Consider the following 21,813-nt stretch of genomic DNA (forward strand, 5'->3'; position numbering starts at 1 on the left):
CGTGATGCCGTTGGATGAATCAGGCCGGTCTCCGGGCTCATGAGCGGCGTGACGCCTGGCTGCGCGCCTTCCCATGTCATGCGACACAGTGGCTTAGGCACAGCGTTGACTCATTTACCGTTGCGGGGGCAGCGCCGGGTTCGTATGCACTCACCGGCTTCCCTGTTTCACTCTGTCGGCCAAGCGGCCACAGAGCACCTGAAACAAGCGGCGAAGGTTAGAGGGTTGGGGGTGGAGCGTCAATTAAAGCCGCCTGCCGAGGCGCTCATTGGCGCCGATCAATAAAATGACGCCAATCTTGTGTGATTCTGCGACAAGTGATATCAAAGCGACATTACGACCCGATATCACAAGAACAAGAGGGCAAAACATGCAAGGCATGCTCATCAGCAATCCAAAACTGGAGTTCCTGCGCCCGGTGCTGGAACGTTGGTTTGATTGTATCGACCGCTACAATGCGGTTCGCGGCGATAACGACACCCCCTATTGGTTCGATGAACGAGCCAATCTCAGCTTGCTGTCGGCCGCCGCCTGGATGGCCGAGATGGTCACGCTGCAGAACGCGCCGACCCGCAAGCAGAATGAGGAAGGCGAACGCAACGTCAGCGCCGACCTGTTCATCGCCAGCACCGAAGAGCGTGCCTTCATCCAGGCCACCCAACGCTGGCCCAAGGTCAACAACCTGAACCTGACCCAACCACTGTCGGAAGCCACCAGCGATGCCAAGCGCATCAGCTACGCCAGCGACCTGAAACTGGGCTGCCTGTTCGTCTCGCCGCAAAAAGCCCAGCAAAGCGCCACCCCCGAAGAGCTGCAGGACATGATCGACGACTTGCAGAAGGAAAACACCTGCGCCGTGGCCTGGTACTTCCCATACGCCTATCGCAAGTTGCGCAACGAGGCCGGTCAATACCATCCAGGCATTGCCGTGCTGTTCAAACAGGCCCATGGCTGACTCATTACTGTGGGAGCGAGCTTGCTCGCGATAGCGGCGCACCTGGCAACATCAATCTCGACTTTCACGCCGCCATCGCGAGCAAGCTCGCTCCCACAAGGTTTTGCGCGCAGTTTGAACCATCCGTGCGTCTACGCTTCTCTATGAATAACCTCATGCATTCATAGGGAAGCCAGCATGCTCAAGCCACCACACCTTCTGATCGTCGCCCTTGCCGCCGGGCTTGTCGCTTGTGGCGAGTCTTCCACGCTGCAAGTGTCCGACGGCACCGGTCCTGCGCCGAAACTGCCGGAACCGAACAAGACCCTGGTCCCCACCGTCAACATCGCCGAAGCCGTCGGCTGGCCGCAAGGCGCCAAGCCAACCCCGGCCCAGGGCCTGCAAGTGGCCGCGTTCGCCGAAGGACTGGACCATCCACGCTGGCTTTACGTGCTACCCAATGGCGATGTGCTGGTGGCCGAGACCAATGCCCCACCCAAACCGGACGATTCCAAGGGCATCCGTGGCTGGGTGATGAAAAAGGTCATGGGCCGCGCCGGTGCCGGCGTGCCCAGCCCCAACCGCATCACGCTATTACGCGACGCCAACCACGATGGCATCGCCGAAACTCGTACGGTGTTCCTGGAAAACCTCAATTCGCCGTTCGGCATGACCCTGGTGGGCAATGACCTGTACGTGGCCGACACCGACCGACTGATCCGCTTCCCCTACAAGGACGGCGATACGCAAATCAAGGCCCAACCGACCAAGGTCGTCGACCTGCCGGGCGGCACCCTCAACCATCACTGGACCAAGAACGTGATTGCCAGCCGTGACGGCAGCAAGCTGTACGTCACCACCGGTTCGAACAGCAACGTCGCGGAAAATGGCATGGAAGCCGAAGAGGGTCGCGCCGCCATCTGGGAAGTGGACCGTGCCAGCGGCAATCACCGGATCTTCGCCTCAGGCCTGCGCAACCCCAACGGCCTGGCCTGGGAACCCCGCAGCGGAGCCCTGTGGACAGCAGTGAACGAACGGGACGAGATCGGTAGCGACCTGGTGCCGGACTACATCACCTCGGTCAAGGACGGTGCGTTCTATGGCTGGCCCTACAGCTACTACGGGCAGCACGTCGATGCCCGGGTCGAACCACAGAACCCGGCTCTGGTGGCCAAGGCCATCGCCCCGGACTACGCCGTCGGCCCCCACACCGCCTCACTGGGCCTGACCTTCGCCGAAGGCAGCACCTTGCCTGCACCGTTTACCGAAGGGGCTTTCGTCGGTCAGCACGGCTCCTGGAACCGTAAGCCCCACAGTGGCTATAAAGTGATTTTCGTACCGTTCAACGGCGGCAAACCCGCGGGGCAACCGGTGGATGTACTGACTGGATTCCTGAATGCCGACGAAAAAGCCCAGGGCCGCCCAGTAGGCGTGGTGATCGACAAGCAGGGCGGCTTGTTGGTGGCTGATGATGTGGGGAACAAGATCTGGCGAGTGTCTGCCAAATAGTGCTGATCGCACTCTCTTGTGGCGAGGGGATTTATCCCCTCGCCACAAATTGCGCTGGTCTGAATCTCCGCGTCAGGGATTACGTGCCAGATGCTCCGGCTGCAACACACGCTTGGCGCCCAGGTAAGCCTTTTGCCAATAGGCCTTGGACAGGCTGTCGAGCTTGACCGTGCCGCCCGTGGCCGGCGCGTGGACGAAGCGCCCTTCGCCGACATAGATCCCGGCATGGCTGACCTGAGAGCCGCCGTTGGTGGCGAAGAAAATCAAATCACCGGTCTGCAAGGCATTCTTGCCAACATCCGGGGCGCGCATGCCGATCATCTCGCGCGTGGAGCGCGGCAGGGAAATACCGGCGGCGTCGCGGTACACATAACCGATCAAGCCACTGCAATCGAAGCCCGAATCCGGCGTGTTGCCGCCCCAGCGGTACGGCGTCCCCACCAGGCCCAGCGCCCGGAACAGGACGTCTTCGGCGGCCGGCGAAAAGGATTGCGAGGGAGCAAAGACCACCGGGGACCGTACAACAGATGCTGGCGGCGGAGTACGGCTGGCGCACGCACTGAGCAGTGCGGCGAGGAAAATGAGCGCGAGGCGGGCCGACGTCGACATATGCAGAACAATCCTGATCTGGATGCGGCTTTTCTGCCGTGGGCATGAAAACAAATCCGCCTGCGTAGTACGCAGGCGGATTGCCATCAATCAATGATCAAGGATTCTAGCGGCTATGTGGCAAACTTCAAGTAAGACTTTAAGTTTGCCTTACAAACTGTGTGCTTACTTGCGAGCAGTGACCACAGTGGGTGCCATGGCGAGGGCGCGCTTGGCTTCGATGAAGGTCTTGCTCCAGTAGCTGTCGCCCAGACTGTCGATCCGCACACCACCGCTGCGGCGGCTGCTGGAATGGATGAACTGGTTGTCGCCCAAGTAGATACCGGCATGACTGACGCGACCGCGACGACCGTTGGTGCTGAAGAACAGCAGGTCACCGGGCTCCAGCTGATTGCGCGCTACCAGTGGGGCGTTCACGTTGATCATTTCGCGAGTGGAGCGCGGCAGGTTCATGCCAGCCTCTTCGCGGAACAGATAACCGATGAAACCGCTGCAATCGAAGCCGGCTTCAGAAGTACCGCCAAAACGGTAGCGGGTACCGATCAACGACATGCCACGTTCCAGAATGCTGTCGGCCAGTACTGGAAGCTGGTAAGGCTTGCTGCCGGCGAAGGCTGCGAGCTCTTTGTCGGAGGCCATTTCTTCCTGGAACGCAACGGAGGAAGACTGGGCAGTAACGGAATTCTGGACCTGTGGTTGTGGCGCTTGCTGGGACACTGGAGAGTGGGCAGCGCAACCGAACAACAGGGTAACGAGTGCGAGAGGCACGAGGGGTGCGAAGCGATTTAGCATGGGCACGACCGTGGCTGAAGTAGTAAAGATGGCGAGACTATGCCTTCTATCAACCTCATTTGCAAATTCAATCGATGCAAATGTGACTTCTCGGTTTTACGTTTACATCTAAGCGCTTAAGCCCATTTTGAACGTCACGCAGCCTGCAACCCAGCAGGACCGCGGGTTCCGCCGCGCCCAGAATAGGCCATGAGCCACTACTTACAACGGTTCTACCAGCCCAAAGTTTCTTTCAAAAAAGGAATAGTCAGCTTGCGCTGGGCCTGGAGCGAGGCTTGGTCGAGGCGCTCGAGCAGCTCGAACAATGCGCTCATGCTGCGGGTGCCACGAGTGAGGATGAAATGCCCGACTTCGTCGGTCAGGTGCAGGCCACGTCGGGAAGCGCGCAGCTGCAAGGCACGGAGTTTGTCTTCGTCGGACAACGGGCGCATCTGGAAAATCAGCGCCAGGGTGAGACGGGATTTGAGATCCGCCAGCTTCACCGGCAGCTCCCGAGGCGACGTCGAGGCGGCGATCAGCAAACGCCGACCGCTGTCGCGCAGCCGATTGAACAGATGAAACAGCGCTTCTTCCCAGTCAGCCTTGCCGGCCACGGCCTGGAGATCGTCCAGGCAGACCAGTTCGTACTGTTCAAGGTTGTCGAGGATTTCAACACCGCGATCGAGCAACTCGGCCAACGGCAGGTAAACAGCAGGCTCACCTAACTGCTCGAACCGAAGGCACGCGGCCTGCAACAGGTGCGTGCGCCCTACCCCGTCCTTGCCCCACAGATAGATCAGGCTTTCGGTCCAGCCGGCGTCGGCTTCGCAAAGCCGCTCGACATAGCCGAGTGCAGCGGCATTGGCGCCTGGGTAGTAGTTGATAAAGGTGGCGTCATCACGCAGACGCACACCTAGGGGCAGCTGAATCGGTTTCATGCTGACTGAACAGTTCCCAAGGAACCGTTAGTGGCCTCTGTGTAAAGTGCGCAAAGTTTATACCCGTGGCGCGGACCGCACAATGCGCCGGACCACGAGCAAAATCAAAGGTTTGCAGCGACAAGGGCGCGGAGTGTCAGTTTCCCTGACACCTGGCCGGTCATTCGCCCTACAGATCGGGGTCTTCAGCGCCGCTATAAATGTCAGAATCCTTGTACAAATCGTGCATATGCCGCACCAGCACCATGATCACCGCCGCCACCGGCAGCGCCAGCAGGATGCCGGTGAAACCGAACAATTCGCCACCGGCCAGAATCGCAAAGATCACCGCCACGGGATGCAGGCCAATGCGGTCGCCCACCAACAGCGGCGTCAGCACCATGCCCTCCAGGGCCTGCCCGACCATGAACACCGCCACGATGCCGACCATCGGGTACAAGTCGCCGCCGAACTGGAACAACCCGGCGATCAACGCCGCACCGATACCAATCACAAAGCCCATGTACGGCACGATGGCCGCCAGCCCGGCGATCAAGCCGATCAACAGCCCCAGCTCCAGCCCCACCAGCATCAAGCCGGCCGCGTAGATGAAGCCCAGGGCCACCATCACCAGCAACTGCCCGCGCACGAACGCCCCCAACACTTCATGGCATTCGCCGGTCAGGGTCATGATGCGTTCTTCGCGCTGACGCGGCAGCAGGCTGCGGATCTTGGCCATCATCAGGTCCCAGTCCCGCAGCAGATAGAAAGCCACCACCGGGATCAGCACCAGGTTCGCCAGCCAGCCGATCAACGCCAGGCCCGAGGCCGTGGCCTGGCTCAACACCACGCCAACGATGTCGGTCGTCTGCCCCATGTGCTCGCTGATGGCGGCCTTGACCTTGTCGAACTTCCAGAAACCGTCGGCCAAGCCCAATTTCGACTGCACCCACGGCATCGCGCTGTGCTGCAACCAATCGAGCATCTGCGGCGCCAATTCATACAGGCGCAACAGTTGCTTGGCGAGCATCGGTATCAGCACCAGTAACAGGGCGCTCACAATCAGTGTGAATAGCGCAAACACCGCCACCACGCCCCAGGTACGCGACAGGCCGAGTTTTTCCAGGCGATCCACCACCGGATCGAACAGATAGGCCAACAGCAGCGCGACCAGGAACGGTGTGAGGATCGGATGCAGCAAATAGATAAGGGCGAACAGCAGGGCAACCCCACCCAACCAAAACCAACGCCGCGTATCGCCCATGAACCACTCCTAGCTATATAAAGAAAGACAACCTACCAGCGGAACCGCAAATTGGCGGCCGGTGCTGGCGCAGGCGCTGCAACCGGGGCCGAGCCATCGGCGGCGGGCGGCGCGACCGGCACCGGCGCGATGGCCTCACCGGCTGGCACCTCCTGCAGTTTTGCCAGGGCCAACTGAGCCTTCAATTGTTCGGCGCTGCCGTTGACCCGATAGACGATCCGGTCCCCTTCGACCCGCTGCAACTGCCCAGCGAACGGTTCGAGCAAACGCCCCAGCGCCGCGTAACGCTCCAGGTTCATGCCCTGCACTTCCAGCAGTTGTTCTGTGGCCACACCCGGCTTGGCGACGAAGCGCGGCGCCAGGCGCTGGCTCACCGCGAGCATGACCGCATCGGCCAAGGCCGCAGGATCGGCGCCCTGGGCAGTACCCTGCTCACGCTGGTCCCCCAACCACAGGCGCCAGGTGCCGTGCCACTGCCCACCCTCTTCCTTGGCATGAACCGCCAGCAAGGCGTCCGTCGCGTAGCGCTCCGAGGCATCGCGCAAAGGCGCTGGATCGCTGCCTTCCAGGTTCGGCGCGGTGGCGACGATCTGCTCGCTCAGATCCGCCAGCGGCAGGTGCAAAGCCAGGCCCCGATGCTGCGCGGCACGCCGCAGCGGCGCGGCGCTGGCTTGGCCATCGCCCACCAGACTGGAGCCCTCGGCCGAATCGTTCAGCCACCAGCCCAGGATCGATGGCCGGTTCGCGCTCCAGAGCGACAAGCCTGCCGAGCGCAATGCCCGGTCGGTACTCGCCGGGTCGAAATCCACCTTGAGGCTTTCCGGCGGGCCGGCGTCGTAGCCATATTGAAGAATGATCTGTTGCGGATCCTGGCGGATCGCCGCCAACCCGGGATTCTGGGCCGCCTTGGCATCGCCGGTCAGGCGCAGCACCAGCGTATCCAGGGCGCGCAACGTCGCCTGGTTACGCTCCTCCGGCGTCTGGCTGGTAACCGGTTCGAGCACTTGATAGAGGCCATTGACGGTTTCGGCATGGCTCGCCAGGCTGATCAGCGACAAGCAGCCCACGGACAAGAATTTGAACAAACGCATGGAAGATTCCCGGACATAACGGCTGGAACAGGCCGTGTGAAGAAGATTGAGCATGGCTGAGACCACAGCACCCGGCAAAACATTCACATGCCCGGTGGAAGTTTCGCACGGTCATCACCATAACCGGTTACCGCTACACCTTATACAGAGGCGTTGCGCAGTACCAATATAAGAAATATCGGTTTTTTTCTGCGGATATGTCCCTGCCCGTCGGCGCGAGGATGGCCGCTGCCCCTCAAGCCTGATAAAATCGCGCGCCTTCGCAGACCGGCAATGGCTGGGCTCCCGGAATAATTCGTACAACGGTTATTCAATGGCCCTGGCGGTCGGTCGTTACCCAGAAATCCCCCCTAAAGGCCTGGATCATGAGCAAGCAACCCTCCCTGAGCTACAAGGACGCCGGTGTAGACATCGACGCCGGTGAAGCATTGGTCGAACGCATCAAGAGCGTCGCCAAGCGCACCGCGCGCCCGGAAGTCATGGGCGGCCTGGGCGGTTTCGGCGCCCTCTGCGAGATCCCGGCCGGCTACAAGCAACCGGTCCTGGTCTCGGGCACCGACGGCGTCGGCACCAAGCTGCGCCTGGCCCTGAACCTGAACAAGCATGACAGCATCGGCATCGACCTGGTGGCCATGTGCGTGAACGACCTGGTGGTGTGCGGTGCCGAGCCGCTGTTCTTCCTTGACTACTACGCCACCGGCAAACTGAACGTCGACACCGCCGCCCAGGTCGTGACCGGCATCGGCGCCGGCTGCGAACTGGCCGGCTGCTCCCTGGTCGGCGGCGAAACCGCCGAAATGCCAGGCATGTACGAAGGCGAAGACTACGACTTGGCCGGCTTCTGCGTCGGCGTCGTGGAAAAAGCCGAAATCATCGATGGTTCGAAAGTCGCTGCCGGCGATGCCCTGCTCGCCCTGCCATCCTCCGGCCCGCATTCCAACGGCTACTCACTGATCCGCAAGATCATCGAAGTCTCGGGTGCCAACATTGAAAACACCCAGCTCGACGGCAAGCCACTGGCCGACCTGCTGATGGCCCCGACCCGCATCTACGTCAAGCCGCTGCTCAAGCTGATCAAGGACACCGGTGCCGTCAAGGCCATGGCCCACATCACCGGTGGTGGCCTGCTGGACAACATCCCGCGCGTGCTGCCAAAAGGCGCCCAGGCCGTGGTCGACGTGGCGAGCTGGACCCGCCCGGCGGTATTCGACTGGCTGCAAGAGAAAGGCAATGTCGATGAAACCGAAATGCACCGCGTGCTGAACTGCGGCGTGGGCATGGTCATTTGCGTGGCCCAGGAGCACGTCGAGACTGCCCTGAACGTCCTGCGTGAAGCCGGCGAACAGCCTTGGGTCATCGGCCAGATCGCCACCGCGGCCGAAGGCGCCGCACAGGTCGAGCTGAAAAACCTTAAGGCACACTGATGTCCGCAACCTGTGACGTGGTGGTGCTGCTGTCCGGCACCGGCAGTAACTTGCAGGCTTTGATCGACAGCACGCGGACCGGCGACAGCCCGGTCCGTATCCGCGCGGTGATTTCCAACCGCGCCGATGCCTACGGCCTGCAACGTGCCAGGGACGCGGGCATCGACACCCGCGTCCTGGATCACAAGGCGTTCGAGGGCCGCGAAGCCTTCGACGCCGCGCTGATCGAACAGATCGACACCTTCAATCCGCAACTGGTCGTGCTCGCTGGCTTCATGCGCATCCTCAGCGCTGGCTTCGTGCGTCACTACCAGGGCCGCCTGTTCAATATCCATCCCTCGCTGCTGCCCAAATACAAAGGGTTACATACTCACCAGCGCGCGCTGGAGGCCGGAGACACGGAGCACGGCTGCTCCGTGCACTTCGTCACCGAGGAACTCGATGGCGGACCACTGGTCGTACAGGCAGTAATACCGGTAGAGTTGCACGACACGCCGCAAAGCCTGGCGCAACGGGTTCACGCCCGCGAGCACCAGATCTACCCGATGGCCGTGCGTTGGTTTGCCGAAGGAAGGCTGACCCTCGACGATCGCGGTGCCTCACTGGACGGCCAGTTACTCGCCGCCAGCGGCCATTTGATTCGATACTAGGAGATTTTATGCGTCGCGCCCTGCTCTTCGCTTGCGCTCTGCTTGCCTTGCCCCTGGCACAGGCCGCAGAACTTCAACCGTTCTCCGCCAGTTACACCGCCGACTGGAAACAGTTGCCCATGAGCGGCACCGCCGAGCGTAACCTGACCAAGGAGGCCAACGGCACCTGGAAGCTGAGCTTCAAGGCTTCGATGATGATCGCCAGCCTGACCGAAGAAAGCACCCTGACCCTGGACAAGGACACCCTGCTGCCACAGTCCTACCACTTCGAACGGGGTGGCCTGGGCAAGGCCAAGAAGGCCGACCTGGACTTCGACTGGAACACCAAGATGGTCACCGGCACCGATCGCGGTGACGCGGTCAAGCTGCCACTCAACCGTGGCATGGTCGATAAATCCACGTACCAGTTGGCCCTGCAGCATGACGTGGCGGCCGGCAAGAAAAGCATGAGCTATCAGGTCGTGGATGATGGCGAAGTCGATACCTATGACTTCCGTGTCCTGGGCTCGGAGAAGGTCGACACCAAGGCCGGACAGATCGATGCGATCAAGGTCGAGCGCGTACGCGACCCAACGCAAAGCAAACGCATCACCGTGCTCTGGTTCGCCAAGGACTGGGACTACCTGCTGGTGCGCCTGCAACAGGTCGAGACTGACGGCAAGGAATACAACATCATGCTCCAGGACGGTACGGTCAACGGCAAGGCAGTGAAAGGTAGCTGATCGACACCTGCAAAAAAGTAGCCCCGCCAATGCGGGGCTTCTTTTTGCCCGTGATTCAAACATAACACCAATCCCTGCTCGCGATGGCGGTATATCAGTTAACGATGATGCTGATCATGGACTCATCAAAGCTCTCCCGCCGACGGGAACATTAAAGGCAAACATACAGAACTTACAACGTAATCGATACACATAGAACATAAGCGCCGCACGCCCTGCTTAAAGCTGATAGCAGTTAATCCAACTCAAGGCAACGCAGAACGCAAAACCTTAACGCAACTCAATTTTCCGTCATTATATTCACCAGGCCTATTATTCTCTATATACATAACCCCCCGAACCACAATTGAGCCTAAGACAGCCGTCTGCAGTTCCCTGAGATTTATCCGGCGAGTAGTAGTAGGCTGCACGATTGTTTTTATTTTAAAACTCCACTGGTTACGGTCGCTTTTACAAGGTATTCCATCAAACCGTATTTGCGTGGCCGAAGGTACATTATCAAGTGCAAAGTACCGCGCCTCATCGTTCGAACAATTAGTATCGCCTAATTCAAAGTCTTGCCAACCAGTCGTCTCTTTAATACCCAAGATACATGACTTACCACTCCCATCTACGTTTGCAGATAGTTTAATTGATCCTTTTGGCATATCTGCCTGCATTGAGGAATCAACACTTGCGCAGCCGGATATAACCAAAAATCCAACGAACAGCAGTCTGTAAAGATTCATCATACGACCCTCTAATTGCCACCCCGCCATGAGCAGCCATGCCTGTTTAAGCTAGAACAAGCGACTGCCAGCATCGGCCAAACCGTCCCGCCGTTCCACGCCAATAAAAGTAAACAAGGTTTTCAAGAATGAGGTAACTGCCAAAGTTGACAGGTGTGCATGATTTTTTGACGTGTGATTTATCGAGTCTGGCCGGTCGCGCGATTGCTTGGGCTTGCTCTGCCTCGCTGAAAATAGTCGCTGACTGCGATGGCCTCTTCGCGAGCAGGCTCGCGCCCACAAGGAGCGCTGCTTCACTGGGCGCATGCCGCGCCAACATGAAACATTTTTCATGAACACCCCCTGCGACCGAATGCCGCGCACCGCCTGGCCTGCAGGATTGTTGCGCTTTCCATGAAAACTTCTTAACGAACCGGAGCATTTACTTAGCAGGCTATCCAAATCTATAACAAAGGCCTGCACACGCCTTGCTGCAGATAACAGAGATTGGAGCTTGCAAGATGACTGTGAAAGTAACTGAACGCGACGACGCCCATATGTCCCACGAAGGCATTGCCGCCGGTATCCGGATCTGGGACGTGCATCAACAGGATCTGCTGGTGGGCATGTTCCACTCCGAAACGGACGCCCATAGCTACAAGGCTGAGCTGGAGCGTGAGGAACGACTGCGCTCGCGTGAAATGGCAGAATCCTGAACAACAAAACCCCTGTGGGAGCGAGCTTGCTCGCGATAGCGGTATATCAGTGAAAGAGACATTGACTGATATGACGCCATCGCGAGCAAGCTCGCTCCCACAGGGTTTGTGTTTCAGCTCAACGACATTGCGCCGCTCTTACCACATCAAATCATCAGGAATCTGATACGCCGCGTACGGATCATCGGCATCCACTTCTTCGGTCTGGGTGTTGAGCTGGACGATGCGCTTGGGGTCGCGTTCCTGGATCTTCAGGGCCGCTTCGCGCGGGATCACTTCGTAGCCGCCGGCATGGTGGACGATCGCCAGGGAGCCACTGCTCAGCTTGTTGCGCATCAGCGTATTGACCGAGATGCGCTTGACCTTCTTGTCGTCGACGAAGTTGTAATAATCCTCAGTGGTCAGCTTCGGCAGGCGCGAGACTTCGATCAATTGCTTGATCTGCGCGGCACGGGCCTTCTGCTCGACCTTTTCCTGCTGCTGCCGGTTGAGTTCCTGGTCGCGCTTGACCTTTTCGGCCATGGCTTCCTGGGCGGCACGCTGCTGGGAATCATCCAGTTCGATCTGGCCTTTGTGGGCCAGGCGCTGCTGCTTCTGTTTCTCTTTGCCGACCTGCTTGGCCTGCTTTTGGTTGACCAGCCCTGCTTTGAGCAACTGGTCGCGAAGGGAAAGGCTCATGGTGCTTACTCACTTAGGCAACGGCCTCAGCCACAGCTGGGCAAATTCTTTTCCTGACGTTTGGCTTCGCCCCACAAGGCGTCCAACTCTTCGAGGGTGCAATCTTCCATGGGACGGTGGGTGTCGCGCAATGCCTGTTCGATAAATCGGAAGCGTCGTTCGAATTTCCCGTTGGCGCCACGCAGGGCGGTTTCCGGGTCGACTTTCAGGTGCCGGGCCAGGTTTACCACGCTGAACAGCAGGTCGCCGATCTCGTCGCTGATAGCCACCGGATCATTATCAGCCATGGCTTCGAGGACTTCGTCCAGCTCCTCCCGGACCTTGTCGAGCACCGGCAACGGACCTGGCCAGTCGAAACCGACCTGCCCCGCACGCTTTTGCAATTTCGCCGAACGGGACAACGCCGGCAGCGCACCCGGCACATCGTCGAGCAACGACAACTGTTCGGGCGCCGAGGCTTTCTCGGCCCGTTCCTCTGCCTTGATCTCTTCCCAGCGATGCTTGACCTGTTCTTCACTCAGGCGAGGAATGTCCACCGGGGCATAAAGGTCACCGGTAGGAAACACATGGGGATGACGACGGATCAGCTTGCGGGTGATGCTGTCGACCACGCCGGCGAATTCGAAGCGGTTTTCTTCCCGGGCCAACTGGCTGTAATACACCACCTGGAACAACAGGTCGCCCAACTCGCCCTGCAAGTGATCGAAATCGCCGCGCTCGATCGCATCGGCCACCTCGTAAGCTTCTTCAAGCGTATGAGGAACGATGGTGGCGTAGGTTTGCTTGATGTCCCACGGGCAGCCGTACTGCGGGTCCCGCAGGCGGTTCATCAGGTGGAGCAGGTCTTCGAGGCTGTACATCAATCCATCCCATCACAAAAAAGCCCTGTGGGAGCGAGCTTGCTCGCGATGGCGGAACACCAGTTAACATCTCTGCCACTGACAAACCGCTATCGCGAGCGAGCTCGCTCCCACATTTTTTGGGCTGCGCTTAACCTGGCGTCCGGTTACGCCGGGTCTCGATGATGTTCGGCAACTGGGAGATCCGCCCCAGCAACCGCCCCAGCGCATCCAGCCCCGGAATCTCGATGGTCAGGGACATCAGCGCGGTGTTGTCTTCCTTGTTCGAACGGGTATTGACCGCCAGCACGTTGATCCGCTCGTTCAGCAATACCTGGGACACGTCACGCAACAGACCGGAGCGGTCGTAGGCGCGGATGACGATGTCCACCGGGTAGGTGAGCACCGGCACCGGGCCCCAACTGACCTGGATAATCCGCTCCGGCTCGCGACCGGCCAGTTGCAGCACCGAGGCACAGTCCTGGCGGTGAATGCTCACGCCGCGGCCCTGGGTGATGTAGCCGACGATCGCATCCCCCGGCAATGGCTGGCAGCAGCCGGCCATCTGGGTCATCAGGTTGCCCACGCCCTGGATCTGGATATCGCCGCGCTTGCCCGGTTTGTAGCCGGTGGCCTTGCGCGGGATCAGCTCCAGTTGCTCGTTGCCACGCTCCGGCTCCACCAGTTGCTGAGCCAGGTTGACCAACTGCGCCAGGCGCAGATCGCCGGCACCGAGGGCGGCGAACATGTCCTCGGCGGTTTTCATGTTGGCTTTTTCGGCCAGCTTGTCGAAGTCCACCTGCGGCAGCCCCAGGCGCCCGAGTTCACGCTCGAGCAGGGTCTTGCCGGCAGCGACGTTCTGGTCGCGGGCCTGCAGCTTGAACCAGTGGACGATTTTTGCCCGCGCCCGGGATGTGGTGATGTAGCCCAGGTTCGGGTTCAGCCAGTCGCGGCTCGGCGTACCGTGCTTGCTGGTGATGATTTCGACCTGCTCACCGGTCTGCAGGCTGTAGTTGAGCGGCACGATCCGGCCGTTGATCTTGGCGCCACGGCAGTTATGACCGATCTCGGTGTGGACCCGGTAGGCGAAGTCCAGCGGTGTCGCGCCCTTGGGCAGATCAATCGCGTGGCCGTCGGGGGTGAAGATATAGACCCGGTCCGGTTCGATGTCGACGCGCAGTTGTTCGGCCAGGCCGCCGATGTCACCCAGTTCCTCATGCCACTCGAGCACCTGGCGCAGCCAGGAGATTTTCTCTTCGTAGTGGTTGGACCCGGACTTGACGTCGGTGCCCTTGTATTTCCAGTGGGCACAAACCCCCAGCTCGGCTTCCTCGTGCATGGCATGGGTGCGGATCTGCACTTCCAGCACCTTGCCCTCGGGGCCGATCACCGCGGTGTGCAACGAGCGATAGCCGTTTTCCTTGGGGTTGGCGATGTAGTCGTCGAACTCCTTCGGAATGTGCCGCCACAAGGTGTGGACGATCCCCAGCGCGGTGTAGCAATCGCGCATTTCCGGGACCAGCACACGAACGGCGCGAACGTCGTAGATCTGGCTGAATTCCAGGCCCTTGCGCTGCATTTTTCGCCAGATCGAGTAGATGTGCTTGGCCCGGCCACTGATGTCGGCTTCCACGCCGGTGGCCTGCAACTCTTCACGTAACTGGGTCATCACATCGGTGATGAAGCGCTCGCGATCCAGGCGCCGCTCATGCAACAGCTTGGCGATCTGCTTGTATTGGTCGGGCTCCAGGTAACGGAAGGACAGGTCCTCCAGCTCCCACTTGATGTGACCGATGCCAAGACGATGGGCCAGGGGTGCGTAGATGTCGAACACCTCCCGGGCGACGCGATTGCGCTTTTCGTCATCGGCGGACTTCACGGCGCGGATCGCGCAGGTGCGCTCGGCCAGCTTGATCAGCGCGACGCGCACGTCGTCGACCATCGCCACCAGCATCTTGCGCAGGTTTTCCACCTGGCCCTGGGTGCCCAACACCATGGATTGGCGCGGGCTGAGGCTGGCGCTGATAGCGGCCATGCGCAGCACGCCGTCGATCAGCTTGGCCACCACGGTGCCGAAGCGCTGGCTGACCACCGGTAGCTGGATCTGCCCTTCGCGCACGCCGCGGTACAGCACCGCCGCCACCAGGGAGTCCTGGTCGAGCTTGAGGTCAGCGAGAATTTCGGCGATCTCCAGGCCCGTCTGGAAACTCGAGGTGCCTTCGGACCACAGGTTCTTCGCCGCGTTGTGTTGCTGCTCCGCCTCGCGAGCGAACTCGCAGGCGGCCTTCAAGGCTTCGCGATCCAGTGCCATGTCGACGCTGACCGCATGATCGAGCCAAGCCTCGAGATTGATACTGCCGTCGGTGTTGATCGGCTGGTGTGCTCTCACCTGTACCATCTTTACTTACCTTCCCTACGACGCAGATTCAATGCGTCAACTTCGCTGACCTTCGCTGCCCGTGTTTCCGCCCAGGGCTGTGGCGGGTTGGCACGAACGGGTCAGTCGGACAAGCCATCCTGGCTCGCTTCAAATAACGCCATGGCCTCGACATGCGCCGTTTGAGGAAACATATCGAGAATCCCGGCACGTTTTAACCGGTAGCCCTGCTTGATCAGTTCGACCGTATCCCGGGCCAAAGTTGCCGGGTTGCACGATACATAAACCAACCGTTTGGCCCCCAGGGACGACAGCTTGCGCACCACCTCGAAAGCACCGTCACGGGGTGGGTCCAAGAGTACCGCAGAAAAGCCTTCGCCGATCCATTCGGCATCCGCCAGAGGCTGGGATAAATCGGCCTGAAAAAAGGCAGTGTTATTCAAATTGTTGCTGACGGCATTGGCCGCCGCACGGTCCACCATGGTTTGCACGCCTTCCACGGCCACCACTTGGCGCACGCTTTTGGCCAGCGGCAAGGCAAAATTGCCCAGGCCGCAGAACAGGTCCAGCACCCGCTCCTCGGAACGCGGCGCCAGCCATCGCAGGGCCTGGGCGATCATCGCCTCGTTGACCCCGGCGTTCACCTGGATGAAATCCCCGGGCCGGTACGCCAGCTCAAGGTCCCAGGCATCCAGGCGAAAGCCCAGGGCCTGTCCGGGTTCGACCGGTTGCGGCTCACCTTCACCGTGCAACCACAACTGGGCCTCATGAAACGCGCAGAAATCCTTGAGAATGGTCAGGTCGGCTTCCGACAGCGGCGCCATGTGGCGCAGCAATACCGCAAGGGACGAGCCGGCGAACAATTCCACATGGCCCAGGGCCTGGGGTTTGCCCAGGCGTCGAAGCATCTCCGGCAGGCGATTCATGATCGACTGCAAGGGCTGTACCAGCACCGGACAATCGCCAATGGCGACGATGTCCTGGCTGCCGACAGCACGGAATCCCACTTCGAGTTTTTTCGCCTTCTGATCCCAGCGCACCGCCACGCGGGCGCGACGCCGATAACCGAACTCAGGCCCGCTCAATGGCGCGGCCCATTCATCCGGCTCGACCCCAGCCACCCGCGACAGCTGCTCGGCGAGCATGCGCTGTTTCAGGGCGAGTTGTTCGTCATGGGGCAAATGTTGGACGCTGCAACCGCCGCAACGACCGGCATGGATACACGGCGCTGCGCGACGCAGGTCACTGGACAGGAACACCCGCTCGGTACGTGCCTCGACCACTTTGCCGTGGGCACCGAGCACCCGCGCCTCGACCTCTTCGCCGGCCAGGGCGCCGATGACAAACCAGGTCCGCCCGTCGACAAAGGCAATGCCCCGGCCATCGTTGGCCAGGCGTTCGATGGTCAGGCGCTGCTTTTTACCGGTGGGCACTTGCGGGGCCCGGCTTCCGCCGCTGGGCTGGAAGCGCAAGCCTCTTTCATGTTTGGCCATCAGTTGGGCGCGTCGAAAATGCCGGTCGACAGGTAACGGTCGCCACGGTCGCAGATGATCGCCACGATCACCGCATTTTCCACTTCCTTCGACAGGCGCAGCATCCCGGCCACGGCACCGCCCGACGACACGCCGCAGAAGATGCCCTCCTCACGCGCCAGGCGACGGGTCACGTCCTCGGCTTCGCTCTGGGCCATGTCGATGATGCGGTCCACGCGGTCGGCCTGGTAGATCTTCGGCAGGTACTCTTCGGGCCAGCGGCGGATGCCGGGAATGGCCGAGCCTTCCATCGGTTGCAGGCCGATGATCTGCACGTTCGGGTTCTGTTCTTTCAGGTAGCGCGAGGTGCCCATGATGGTGCCGGTGGTGCCCATCGAACTGACGAAATGGGTGATCGTGCCGCCGGTCTGGCGCCAGATCTCAGGGCCAGTGGTGGTGTAGTGGGCCTCGGGATTGTCGCCGTTGGCGAACTGATCCAACACCTTGCCACGCCCCTCGGCCTGCATGCGCTCGGCCAGGTCCCGGGCACCTTCCATGCCCTGCTCCTGGGTCACCAGGATCAACTCGGCGCCATAGGCCGTCATCGCCGCCTTGCGCTCGGCACTGGAGTTGTCGGGCATGATCAGGATCATCTTGTAGCCCTTGATCGCCGCCGCCATCGCCAAGGCAATACCGGTGTTGCCGGAAGTCGCCTCGATCAGCGTATCGCCAGGCTGGATCTGCCCGCGCAACTCGCCACGGGTGATCATCGACAGCGCCGGCCGGTCCTTGACCGAACCCGCCGGGTTATTCCCTTCGAGCTTGAGCAAAAGCGTATTAGTGGTCTCGCCGGGCAAGCGCTGCAAGCGGACCAGCGGGGTGTTGCCGACGCAATCGGCGATGGTGGGGTACTGCAAAGTCATGGCGTATTCGCAATCCGGACTGCGGGGGCGCCTATCATACCGGCAAACCTGGCGCGGCCATATCACGCAAAGTGTGGTGGTTATGGCTTATGGGAATAAGCCGAGCGCAATGCTACCGGTCATCGCGAAATTGACTCCAGACGCCACCACCATTTATCGCCGTGGGCAATTGCCCAGCGCCACGAATGCACGGCAGACACGAATTTACGAAGATCGCCCGCCCGCAAATCGCTACACTGCGCAGGTGGTGCGTGCCGGATGCGCGCACAGCTCAATCAGACCGCTGGATGCAGGAGATAAGTGTGCTCAAGAAACTGGGAATCAAAGGCCGCGTGCTGTTGCTGACCCTGTTGCCGACCAGCCTGATGGCGCTGGTCCTGGGCGGTTATTTCACCTGGATGCAGCAATCGGACCTGCACGCCCAGTTGCTGCAACGTGGCGAGATGATCGCCGAGCAACTGGCCCCATTGGTCGCCCCGGCCATGAGCCGCCAGGACACCGATCTGCTGGAGCGCATCGCGACCCAGTCCCTCGAGCAAGCGGACGTACGCGCCGTGACTTTCCTCGCCCCCGACCGCGCGCCGCTGGCCCACGCCGGCCCGACCATGCTCAACCGGGCACCGGAGGGCAACAGTGCACAGCTGCTGCAACGCACCGGCAACGACGCCACGCGCTACCTGCTGCCGGTATTCGGCAAACACCGCAACCTGGCGGGCGAACTGATTCCCGAAGAAGCCGACCGCCTGCTGGGCTGGGTCGAGCTGGAGCTGTCCCACAGCGGTATGTTGCTGCGCGGCTATCGCAGCCTGTTCGCCAGCCTGCTGCTGATCGCCGCCGGCCTGTGCCTGACAGCGCTGCTGGCCCTGCGCATGGGCCGCACGATCAACCGCCCGCTGAGCCAGATCAAGCAAGCCGTGGCGCAACTCAAGGACGGTCACCTGGAAACCCGCCTGCCACCGCTGGGCAGCCAGGAACTGGATGAGCTGGCCTCGGGCATCAATCGCATGGCCAGTACCTTGCAGAACGCCCAGGAAGAATTGCAGCACAGCATCGACCAGGCCACCGAAGACGTGCGCCAGAACCTGGAAACCATCGAGATCCAGAACATCGAGCTGGACCTGGCTCGCAAGGAAGCCCTGGAAGCGAGCCGGATCAAGTCCGAGTTCCTGGCGAACATGAGCCATGAGATCCGCACACCGCTCAACGGCATTCTCGGCTTTACCCACCTGTTGCAAAAAAGCGAGCTGACCCCGCGCCAGCTCGATTACCTGGGCACCATCGAGAAATCCGCCGACAGCCTGCTGGGGATCATCAACGAGATCCTCGACTTTTCGAAGATCGAGGCCGGCAAACTGGTGCTCGACAGCATTCCGTTCAACCTGCGGGACCTGCTGCAAGACACCCTGACCATCCTCGCCCCGGCCGCCCACGCCAAGCAGCTGGAACTGGTGAGTCTGGTCTACCGGGACACGCCGCTGTCGCTGGTGGGCGATCCGCTGCGCCTCAAGCAGATTCTCACCAACCTGGTGAGCAACGCCATCAAGTTCACCCGCGAGGGCACCATCGTCGCCCGGGCCATGCTCGAAGACGAGCACGAAGACAGCGTGCAGTTGCGCATCAGCATCCAGGACACCGGTATCGGCCTGTCCAACCAGGACGTGCGGGCGCTGTTCCAGGCATTCAGCCAGGCTGACAACTCGCTGTCCCGGCAACCGGGTGGCACCGGCCTGGGCCTGGTGATCTCCAAGCGCCTGGTGGAGCAGATGGGCGGCGAGATCGGCGTCGACAGCACACCGGGCGAAGGCTCGGAGTTCTGGATCAGCCTGCGCCTGCCCAAGACCCGCGACGATGCCGAAGACCTGCCGGGCCCGCCGTTGCTGGGCCGACGCGTAGCGGTGCTGGAGAACCATGAACTGGCCCGCCAGGCCTTGCAGCACCAGCTCGAAGACTGCGGCCTGCAAGTGACGCCGTTCAACACCCTGGAGAGCCTGACCAACGGCATCACCGTCGCCCACCAGACCGACCAGGCGATCGATCTGGCCGTGCTGGGCATCACCAGTAACGACATGCCGCCGGAGCGCCTCAACCAGCACATCTGGGACCTTGAGCACTTGGGCTGCAAAGTGCTCGTGCTGTGCCCCACTACCGAACAGACCCTGTACCACCTCTCGGTGCCCAACCCCCACAGTCAGTTGCAGGCCAAGCCGGCCTGCACCCGCAAGTTGCGCCGCGCGCTGTCCGACCTGGTCAACCCGCGCCCGACCCGCAGCGAACCCAGTGAACCGGTTTCCAGCCGTGCCCCGAAAGTGCTGTGCGTGGACGACAACCCGGCCAACCTGCTGCTGGTGCAGACCCTGCTCGAAGACATGGGCGCCAAGGTGCTGGCGGTGGAAAGCGGCTACGCGGCGGTCAAGGCCGTGCAGAAGGAAACCTTCGACCTGGTGTTGATGGACGTGCAGATGCCCGGCATGGACGGTCGCCAGAGCACCGAGGCGATCCGCCAGTGGGAAAGCGAGCGGCACTGCACACCGCTGCCCATCGTCGCCCTCACCGCCCACGCCATGGCCAACGAAAAACGCGCCCTGCTGCAAAGCGGCATGGACGACTACCTGACCAAGCCCATCAGCGAACGGCAACTGGCCCAGGTGGTGCTCAAATGGACCGGCCTGGCCCTGCGCAACCAGTCGCCGGAGCGCAACAGCGATGCCCAGGGTGGCAGCGAACTGCTGGTGCTCGATCATGAAGAAGGCTTGCGCCTGGCCGCTGGCAAGGCCGATCTGGCAGCGGACATGCTGGCGATGCTGCTCGCGTCCCTGGAAGCCGACCGTGAAGCGATCCGCCAGGCCAGCGAGGCCAACGATCAAAACGCCCTGATCGAACGGGTCCACCGCCTGCACGGCGCCACCCGCTACTGCGGCGTACCGCAATTACGGGCGGCCTGCCAGCGCAGCGAAACCCTGCTCAAGCAACAGGACCCCAAGGCTGCCGTCGCCCTGGAAGAACTGGAGCGCGCTATCAACCGCCTGGCCAGCGAGGCGCGTATCAGCGCCTGATCCAGGGCAATACCCTGGAAATCGGAATCGCTGAAAATCCACGCTCCTACAGGTTTATTTTTTTGCCAGGAGGCCCCATGCGCGCGATTCTTTTCAGCAGCCAGACCTACGACCGTGACAGTTTCATCAAAGCCCCGGCGCCCGCCGGCCTCGAGTTGCAGTTCCAGCCCGCCCGCCTGAACCTGGACACCGTGGCCCTGGCCGAACGGCATGAAGTGGTCTGCGCGTTCATCAACGATGACCTGAGCGCCCCGGTGCTGGAACGACTGGCCGCGGGCGGCACGCGGCTGATCGCCCTGCGCTCGGCCGGCTACAACCACGTCGACCTGCCCGCCGCCAAGCGCCTGGGCTTGAGCATCGTCCGGGTACCGGCGTACTCACCCCACGCCGTGGCCGAGCATGCCGTAGCGTTGATCATGGCCCTCAATCGCTGCCTGCACCGCGCCTACAACCGCACCCGGGATGGCAATTTCAGCCTCCATGGGTTGACGGGGTTCGACCTGGTGGGCAAGACCGTCGGCGTGATCGGTACCGGGCAGATCGGCGCGACGTTCGCGCGGATCATGGCCGGTTTCGGCTGTCAGCTACTGGCTTACGACCCGTCCCCCAATCCTCAGGTGCAAGCCTTGGGTGCGCGCTATCTGGCTCTGGATGAACTGCTGGCGCAGGCGCAGATCATCAGCCTGCACTGCCCGCTGAACGAACAGAGCCGCCACCTGATCAACGCCCGCTCCCTGGCGTCGATGCAACGCGGCGCCATGTTGATCAACACCGGACGCGGCGGCCTGGTGGATACACCGGCCCTGATCGAGGCGCTGAAGAGCGGCCAATTGGGCTATTTGGGGTTGGATGTCTATGAAGAAGAGGCCGAACTGTTCTTCAAGGACCGCTCCGACCAGCCCTTGCAAGACGATGTGCTGGCACGCCTGCTGACCTTCCCCAACGTGGTGATCACCGCCCACCAGGCCTTCCTCACCCATGAAGCCCTGGCGGCGATTGCCATGACCACCCTGGACAACATCGCGGCCTGGGCGGCCGGCACGCCGAAAAACCTGGTTGACCGCTAAACCTTCTCGCAAACAGACCCCTGTGGGAGCGGGCTTGCTCGCGAAGGCGGTGTGTCAGTTTATGAATGTGGTACTGACACACCGCCTTCG

The 21,813-nt window shown here is 61.3% G+C and carries 19 protein-coding genes and 1 riboswitch; of the genes, 8 read left to right on the forward strand and 11 right to left on the reverse strand.

All coding sequences use genetic code 11. From position 1 onward, the window contains the following. Positions 1-4: 4 nt before the first annotated feature. Positions 5-217: riboswitch (cobalamin riboswitch) on the reverse strand. Between the two features lie 153 nt (positions 218-370). Further along, the gene (locus tag BT125_RS26140; protein WP_072411807.1) at positions 371-955 is read left to right on the forward strand and encodes a hypothetical protein; all 585 of its coding nucleotides are present in this window, start codon (positions 371-373) and stop codon (positions 953-955) included. A gap of 177 nt (positions 956-1,132) precedes the next feature. Beyond that, the gene (locus tag BT125_RS26145) at positions 1,133-2,443 is read left to right on the forward strand and encodes a PQQ-dependent sugar dehydrogenase (RefSeq protein ID WP_072411809.1); all 1,311 of its coding nucleotides are present in this window, start codon (positions 1,133-1,135) and stop codon (positions 2,441-2,443) included. Between the two features lie 72 nt (positions 2,444-2,515). On the opposite strand, the gene BT125_RS26150 is transcribed toward BT125_RS26145, so the two are convergent. The 5 genes from BT125_RS26150 to BT125_RS26170 all read right to left on the reverse strand — a co-directional run bounded on the left by BT125_RS26150 (position 2,516) and on the right by BT125_RS26170 (position 7,095). Next, positions 2,516-3,052, reverse strand: coding sequence for a C40 family peptidase (locus BT125_RS26150; protein ID WP_072411811.1), 537 nt, complete (start codon positions 3,050-3,052; stop codon positions 2,516-2,518). A 165-nt stretch (positions 3,053-3,217) separates the two neighbouring features. Continuing rightward, the gene (locus tag BT125_RS26155) at positions 3,218-3,844 is read right to left on the reverse strand and encodes a C40 family peptidase (RefSeq protein WP_072411813.1); all 627 of its coding nucleotides are present in this window, start codon (positions 3,842-3,844) and stop codon (positions 3,218-3,220) included. 212 nt (positions 3,845-4,056) lie between these two features. Continuing rightward, entirely contained in the window at positions 4,057-4,761 is a 705-nt protein-coding gene (hda, locus tag BT125_RS26160; RefSeq protein ID WP_003178999.1) for a DnaA regulatory inactivator Hda, read from the reverse strand. A gap of 169 nt (positions 4,762-4,930) precedes the next feature. After that, entirely contained in the window at positions 4,931-6,004 is a 1,074-nt protein-coding gene (locus BT125_RS26165) for an AI-2E family transporter (protein WP_072411815.1), read from the reverse strand. A 32-nt stretch (positions 6,005-6,036) separates the two neighbouring features. Next, positions 6,037-7,095: a DUF2066 domain-containing protein gene (locus BT125_RS26170; RefSeq protein ID WP_072411817.1), complete on the reverse strand. Its 1,059-nt coding sequence runs from the start codon at positions 7,093-7,095 to the stop codon at positions 6,037-6,039. 365 nt (positions 7,096-7,460) lie between these two features. Between BT125_RS26170 and purM the strand changes: the two genes are divergently transcribed. From purM to BT125_RS26185, 3 genes are read left to right on the forward strand one after another with little or no spacing between them, the layout of a single operon-like run. Beyond that, positions 7,461-8,519, forward strand: a complete 1,059-nt coding sequence (gene purM, locus BT125_RS26175; RefSeq protein ID WP_072411819.1) for a phosphoribosylformylglycinamidine cyclo-ligase — start codon at positions 7,461-7,463, stop codon at positions 8,517-8,519. Next, positions 8,519-9,169, forward strand: coding sequence for a phosphoribosylglycinamide formyltransferase (gene purN, locus BT125_RS26180; protein WP_060741065.1), 651 nt, complete (start codon positions 8,519-8,521; stop codon positions 9,167-9,169). The genes purM and purN overlap by 1 nt, the downstream gene beginning before the upstream one ends. Positions 9,170-9,177: 8 nt before the next feature. Continuing rightward, positions 9,178-9,891: a DUF3108 domain-containing protein gene (locus BT125_RS26185; RefSeq protein ID WP_060741064.1), complete on the forward strand. Its 714-nt coding sequence runs from the start codon at positions 9,178-9,180 to the stop codon at positions 9,889-9,891. 245 nt (positions 9,892-10,136) lie between these two features. On the opposite strand, the gene BT125_RS29250 is transcribed toward BT125_RS26185, so the two are convergent. Beyond that, entirely contained in the window at positions 10,137-10,622 is a 486-nt protein-coding gene (locus tag BT125_RS29250) for a hypothetical protein (RefSeq protein ID WP_139271805.1), read from the reverse strand. A gap of 497 nt (positions 10,623-11,119) precedes the next feature. On the opposite strand from BT125_RS29250, the gene BT125_RS26190 reads away from it, so the two are divergent. Continuing rightward, entirely contained in the window at positions 11,120-11,314 is a 195-nt protein-coding gene (locus tag BT125_RS26190; RefSeq protein WP_025215049.1) for a hypothetical protein, read from the forward strand. 138 nt (positions 11,315-11,452) lie between these two features. Here the strand turns inward: BT125_RS26190 and BT125_RS26195 are convergent, their stop codons facing one another. The 5 genes from BT125_RS26195 to cysM form a co-directional block, all read right to left on the reverse strand. Next, positions 11,453-11,992 (reverse strand): DUF2058 domain-containing protein, encoded by a 540-nt coding sequence (locus BT125_RS26195; protein WP_053124301.1) that lies wholly within the window; start codon positions 11,990-11,992, stop codon positions 11,453-11,455. Between the two features lie 26 nt (positions 11,993-12,018). Continuing rightward, complete coding sequence (gene mazG / locus BT125_RS26200) at positions 12,019-12,852, reverse strand: nucleoside triphosphate pyrophosphohydrolase (RefSeq protein ID WP_072411821.1); 834 nt, start codon at positions 12,850-12,852, stop codon at positions 12,019-12,021. 130 nt (positions 12,853-12,982) lie between these two features. After that, positions 12,983-15,229, reverse strand: a complete 2,247-nt coding sequence (relA, locus tag BT125_RS26205) for a GTP diphosphokinase (protein ID WP_014339754.1) — start codon at positions 15,227-15,229, stop codon at positions 12,983-12,985. Between the two features lie 101 nt (positions 15,230-15,330). Continuing rightward, positions 15,331-16,701, reverse strand: a complete 1,371-nt coding sequence (gene rlmD, locus BT125_RS26210) for a 23S rRNA (uracil(1939)-C(5))-methyltransferase RlmD (RefSeq protein WP_072411823.1) — start codon at positions 16,699-16,701, stop codon at positions 15,331-15,333. After that, the gene (gene cysM, locus BT125_RS26215; protein ID WP_072411825.1) at positions 16,701-17,603 is read right to left on the reverse strand and encodes a cysteine synthase CysM; all 903 of its coding nucleotides are present in this window, start codon (positions 17,601-17,603) and stop codon (positions 16,701-16,703) included. The genes rlmD and cysM overlap by 1 nt, the downstream gene beginning before the upstream one ends. 302 nt (positions 17,604-17,905) lie before the next feature. Between cysM and BT125_RS26220 the strand changes: the two genes are divergently transcribed. Continuing rightward, a complete protein-coding gene (locus tag BT125_RS26220) occupies positions 17,906-20,656 on the forward strand; it encodes a response regulator (protein ID WP_072411827.1) in 2,751 nt (916 codons plus the stop codon). Between the two features lie 77 nt (positions 20,657-20,733). Further along, complete coding sequence (locus BT125_RS26225; RefSeq protein ID WP_072411829.1) at positions 20,734-21,723, forward strand: 2-hydroxyacid dehydrogenase; 990 nt, start codon at positions 20,734-20,736, stop codon at positions 21,721-21,723. Positions 21,724-21,813 lie beyond the last annotated feature (90 nt).

The sequence above is a fragment of the Pseudomonas sp. NFACC04-2 genome (genome assembly GCF_900119265.1).
Lineage (GTDB): Bacteria > Pseudomonadota > Gammaproteobacteria > Pseudomonadales > Pseudomonadaceae > Aquipseudomonas > Aquipseudomonas fluorescens_AA.